This window comes from Pigmentiphaga kullae, from assembly GCF_004216695.1.
GTDB lineage: Bacteria > Pseudomonadota > Gammaproteobacteria > Burkholderiales > Burkholderiaceae_B > Pigmentiphaga > Pigmentiphaga kullae.
The window spans coordinates 1-5711 of the sequence record NZ_SGXC01000005.1 but is presented as its reverse complement, the minus strand read 5'-3'; the positions used below and the strand labels follow the sequence as shown (position 1 = coordinate 5711).

Here is a 5711-nt window from a genome sequence, read left to right as displayed (position 1 = left end):
GACCAAAAGAAGGGGCCTTGCGGCAGGGTGGTAGTGCAGCAGGGGTCTGACGAATCGAAATTAGCAGCGCTAACGACGATTTGACAGACGTAAAAAACTTCTTCATAATCTCGTTTCTCTGCTGATGACGCAGCGCCAAGCAAGACAGCGCAGCGAACGGCAAGGAAGTGAAGCAGTAAGCAGGGCCGCTCTTTAACAAATAAACAGCCGATAAGTGTGGGCGCTTGATTGGGCGCGAGACGGTTGGGTCGGGTAATACCGGTTCAGTCGATCGACGCAAAAGAAATCAAGTGCTCATATAAAGAAGTTTGTAGGTAAATCATTTATCTGCAATTTCTTTGAGTACGCAAGCGATCGTGCCATGGGTTTCGACCCATAGTACGAACAAATCTAGAGATTAAACTGAAGAGTTTGATCCTGGCTCAGATTGAACGCTAGCGGCATGCCTTACACATGCAAGTCGAACGGCAGCGCGGACTTCGGTCTGGCGGCGAGTGGCGAACGGGTGAGTAATGCATCGGAACGTGCCCAGTAGCGGGGGATAACTACGCGAAAGCGTAGCTAATACCGCATACGCCCTACGGGGGAAAGGGGGGGATCGCAAGACCTCTCACTATTGGAGCGGCCGATGTCGGATTAGCTAGTTGGTGGGGTAAAGGCCTACCAAGGCGACGATCCGTAGCTGGTTTGAGAGGACGACCAGCCACACTGGGACTGAGACACGGCCCAGACTCCTACGGGAGGCAGCAGTGGGGAATTTTGGACAATGGGGGCAACCCTGATCCAGCCATGCCGCGTGTGCGAAGAAGGCCTTCGGGTTGTAAAGCACTTTTGGCAGGAAAGAAACGGCGCCGGATAATACCTGGCGTAACTGACGGTACCTGCAGAATAAGCACCGGCTAACTACGTGCCAGCAGCCGCGGTAATACGTAGGGTGCAAGCGTTAATCGGAATTACTGGGCGTAAAGCGTGCGCAGGCGGTTCGGAAAGAAAGATGTGAAATCCCAGGGCTCAACCTTGGAACTGCATTTTTAACTCCCGAACTAGAGTATGTCAGAGGGGGGTGGAATTCCACGTGTAGCAGTGAAATGCGTAGATATGTGGAGGAACACCGATGGCGAAGGCAGCCCCCTGGGATAATACTGACGCTCATGCACGAAAGCGTGGGGAGCAAACAGGATTAGATACCCTGGTAGTCCACGCCCTAAACGATGTCAACTAGCTGTTGGGTTCTTCGGAGCTTGGTAGCGCAGCTAACGCGTGAAGTTGACCGCCTGGGGAGTACGGTCGCAAGATTAAAACTCAAAGGAATTGACGGGGACCCGCACAAGCGGTGGATGATGTGGATTAATTCGATGCAACGCGAAAAACCTTACCTACCCTTGACATGTCTGGAATCCTGAAGAGATTTAGGAGTGCTCGAAAGAGAACCGGAACACAGGTGCTGCATGGCCGTCGTCAGCTCGTGTCGTGAGATGTTGGGTTAAGTCCCGCAACGAGCGCAACCCTTGTCATTAGTTGCTACGAAAGGGCACTCTAATGAGACTGCCGGTGACAAACCGGAGGAAGGTGGGGATGACGTCAGGTCCTCATGGCCCTTATGGGTAGGGCTTCACACGTCATACAATGGTCGGGACAGAGGGCAGCCAACCCGCGAGGGGGAGCCAATCCCAGAAACCCGATCGTAGTCCGGATTGCAGTCTGCAACTCGACTGCATGAAGTCGGAATCGCTAGTAATCGCGGATCAGCATGTCGCGGTGAATACGTTCCCGGGTCTTGTACACACCGCCCGTCACACCATGGGAGTGGGTTCTACCAGAAGTAGGTAGCCTAACCGTAAGGAGGGCGCTTACCACGGTAGGGTTCATGACTGGGGTGAAGTCGTAACAAGGTAGCCGTATCGGAAGGTGCGGCTGGATCACCTCCTTTCAGCGCGTAAAGCGCTTGATCAAGTGTCCACTCTTATCGGTTGTTCATTAAGCTGGATCGGTGAGGAAAAGGGGCAAGCGTAAGTAGCTTGACGTTCCTTGGCCTGGGATGCAGATCCGAAGAATATGGGTCTGTAGCTCAGTCGGTTAGAGCACCGTCTTGATAAGGCGGGGGTCGTTGGTTCGAATCCAACCAGACCCACCAGTTAGCAGAAGCGCGAGTTTCTGTGGGGGTTTAGCTCAGCTGGGAGAGCACCTGCTTTGCAAGCAGGGGGTCGTCGGTTCGATCCCGTCAACCTCCACCATTTTCGGTGGGAATTCCTCGGATCACCAGAACTTAGGTTTAAGCGCAGCGAGCTGCGCTTAAAGCTGGGCTTTGGCTCGGTGTAGTACGATTTGGCTGTTCTTTAACAATTTGGAAGAAGCAACAACAGTAATGTTGTTCGACACGCTGGTGAAGAGCCAGTGGAGTATTGTCGGACAACGGGTTGTGATTGCATATATCAGTTCCAGAATGCTCATGTTCTGGAACGGCACAAACGCTAGAGTAAACCAGCCTATAGCCGCTACGGTTATAGGATCAAGCGACTAAGTGCATGTGGTGGATGCCTTGGCGATCACAGGCGATGAAGGACGTAGTAGCCTGCGATAAGCTGCGGGGAGCTGGCAAACAAGCTTTGATCCGCAGATTTCCGAATGGGGAAACCCACCGCTTCGGCGGTATCGTTAACTGAATACATAGGTTAACGAGGCGAACCGGGTGAACTGAAACATCTCAGTAACTCGAGGAAAAGAAATCAACCGAGATTCCGAAAGTAGCGGCGAGCGAAATCGGATCAGCCTGTACGAGTTAGCTTCGGTGATAGAAGAACGGATTGGAAACTCCGGCCATAGCAGGTGATAGCCCTGTATTCGAAATCACTGAGGTGGGACTAGGCGTACGATAAGTAGGGCGGGACACGTGTAATCCTGTCTGAAGATGGGGGGACCATCCTCCAAGGCTAAATACTCGTGATCGACCGATAGTGAACCAGTACCGTGAGGGAAAGGCGAAAAGAACCCCGGAAGGGGAGTGAAATAGATCCTGAAACCGCATGCATACAAACAGTCGGAGCCTCCTTGTGGGGTGACGGCGTACCTTTTGTATAATGGGTCAGCGACTTACATTCAGTGGCAAGCTTAACCGAATAGGGGAGGCGTAGCGAAAGCGAGTCCGAACAGGGCGTTCAGTCGCTGGGTGTAGACCCGAAACCAGACGATCTATCCATGGCCAGGTTGAAGGCACGGTAACACGTGCTGGAGGACCGAACCCACTAGTGTTGAAAAACTAGGGGATGAGCTGTGGATAGGGGTGAAAGGCTAAACAAGTCTGGAAATAGCTGGTTCTCCCCGAAAACTATTTAGGTAGTGCCTCGAGTATTACTCCAGGGGGTAGAGCACTGTTATGGCTAGGGGGTCATGGCGACTTACCAAACCATTGCAAACTCCGAATACCTGGAAGTACAGCTCGGGAGACAGAGCACCGGGTGCTAACGTCCGGACTCAAGAGGGAAACAACCCAGACCGCCAGCTAAGGTCCCCAAATATCGCTAAGTGGGAAACGAAGTGGGAAGGCATAGACAGTCAGGAAGTTGGCTTAGAAGCAGCCATCCTTTAAAGAAAGCGTAATAGCTCACTGATCGAGTCGTCCTGCGCGGAAGATGTAACGGGGCTAAGCGATATACCGAAGCTGCGGATGCACAGTTTACTGTGCGTGGTAGGGGAGCGTTCTGTAAGCCTGCGAAGGTGGCTTGTAAAGGCTGCTGGAGGTATCAGAAGTGCGAATGCTGACATGAGTAGCGATAAAGAGGGTGAAAGGCCCTCTCGCCGTAAGTCCAAGGTTTCCTACGCAACGTTCATCGGCGTAGGGTGAGTCGGCCCCTAAGGCGAGGCAGAGATGCGTAGCTGATGGGAAGCTGGTTAATATTCCAGCACCGTCGTTTAATGCGATGGGGGGACGGATCGCGGAATGTCATCGGGGTGTTGGAAGTCCCCGTTGCTGCATCGAAGAAGGCACTTAGGCAAATCCGGGTGCGTAATTCAAGGGTGTGGCACGAGCGAACTTGTTCGCGAAGTGATTGGAAGTGGTCCCAGGAAAAGCCTCTAAGCTTCAGTTAAACGAGACCGTACCGCAAACCGACACAGGTGGACGGGATGAATATTCTAAGGCGCTTGAGAGAACTCAGGAGAAGGAACTCGGCAAATTGATACCGTAACTTCGGGAGAAGGTATGCCCTGGTAGCGTGACGCGCCTGCGCGCTGAGCGTGAAAGGGTCGCAGAGAATCGGTGGCTGCGACTGTTTAATAAAAACACAGCACTCTGCAAACACGAAAGTGGACGTATAGGGTGTGACGCCTGCCCGGTGCCGGAAGGTTAAGTGATGGGGTGCAAGCTCTTGATCGAAGCCCCGGTAAACGGCGGCCGTAACTATAACGGTCCTAAGGTAGCGAAATTCCTTGTCGGGTAAGTTCCGACCTGCACGAATGGCGTAACGATGGCCACACTGTCTCCTCCTGAGACTCAGCGAAGTTGAAATGTTTGTGATGATGCAATCTACCCGCGGCTAGACGGAAAGACCCCATGAACCTTTACTGTAGCTTTGCATTGGACTGTGAACCGGTCTGTGTAGGATAGGTGGGAGGCGTTGAAACCGAGTCGCTAGATTCGGTGGAGCCAACCTTGAAATACCACCCTGATTTGTTTGCGGTTCTAACCTTGGCCCGTTATCCGGGTCGGGGACAGTGCATGGTGGGCAGTTTGACTGGGGCGGTCTCCTCCTAAAGGGTAACGGAGGAGTTCGAAGGTACGCTAGGTACGGTCGGAAATCGTGCTGATAGTGCAATGGCATAAGCGTGCTTAACTGTGAGACTGACAAGTCGAACAGGTGCGAAAGCAGGACATAGTGATCCGGTGGTTCTGTATGGAAGGGCCATCGCTCAACGGATAAAAGGTACTCTGGGGATAACAGGCTGATACCGCCCAAGAGTTCATATCGACGGCGGTGTTTGGCACCTCGATGTCGGCTCATCTCATCCTGGGGCTGTAGCCGGTCCCAAGGGTATGGCTGTTCGCCATTTAAAGAGGTACGTGAGCTGGGTTTAAAACGTCGTGAGACAGTTTGGTCCCTATCTGCCGTGGGCGCTGGAGATTTGACGGAGCCTGTTCCTAGTACGAGAGGACCGGAATGGACGTACCGCTGGTGTACCGGTTGTCATGCCAATGGCATTGCCGGGTAGCTATGTACGGAAGAGATAACCGCTGAAGGCATCTAAGCGGGAAACTCGTCTGAAGATAAGATCTCCCGGGGGCTTGACCCCCCTGAAGGGCCGTTCGAGACCAGGACGTTGATAGGTCGGGTGTGGAAGCGCAGTAATGCGTTGAGCTAACCGATACTAATTGCCCGTGCGGCTTGATCCTATAACCCTGGCGGTTGTAGCGTGTGCCGCAGTCACACCAGACAGCAAAAACGCTGTCACCACTGTTGTGCTTCTTCCAATTGGGCAGGTTGTTCGAGCCTGCGACGCAGCAACCCTGCGCGCGATCAACAGCCCGCCAACAAGTTAAAGCCTGACGACCATAGCAAGGTGGTCCCACTCCTTCCCATCCCGAACAGGACAGTGAAACGCCTTTGCGCCGATGATAGTGGACGGACGTCTGTGAAAGTAGGTCATTGTCAGGCTATCTACACCCAAAACCCCCGACCGGAAAACCGGCCGGGGGTTTTGTCTTTGGTGCTCCTGTT

At 53.3% G+C, this 5711-nt stretch carries 2 tRNA genes and 3 rRNA genes; all 5 read left to right on the top strand.

Annotated features, from left to right (window positions below):
• Window positions 1–399: 399 nt before the first annotated feature.
• The 5 genes from EV675_RS29645 (at window position 400) to rrf (ending at window position 5648) form a co-directional block, all read left to right on the top strand.
• Window positions 400–1930: ribosomal RNA gene (locus EV675_RS29645) — 16S ribosomal RNA — on the top strand.
• 127 nt (window positions 1931–2057) lie between these two features.
• Window positions 2058–2134 (top strand) — tRNA-Ile (locus EV675_RS29640).
• A gap of 24 nt (window positions 2135–2158) precedes the next feature.
• A tRNA-Ala gene (locus tag EV675_RS29635) sits at window positions 2159–2234 on the top strand.
• 273 nt (window positions 2235–2507) lie between these two features.
• Window positions 2508–5386: ribosomal RNA gene (locus tag EV675_RS29630) — 23S ribosomal RNA — on the top strand.
• Between the two features lie 149 nt (window positions 5387–5535).
• Window positions 5536–5648: ribosomal RNA gene (rrf, locus tag EV675_RS29625) — 5S ribosomal RNA — on the top strand.
• The 16S, 23S and 5S rRNA genes sit together here with 2 tRNA genes alongside, the layout of an rRNA operon.
• Window positions 5649–5711: the final 63 nt, after the last annotated feature.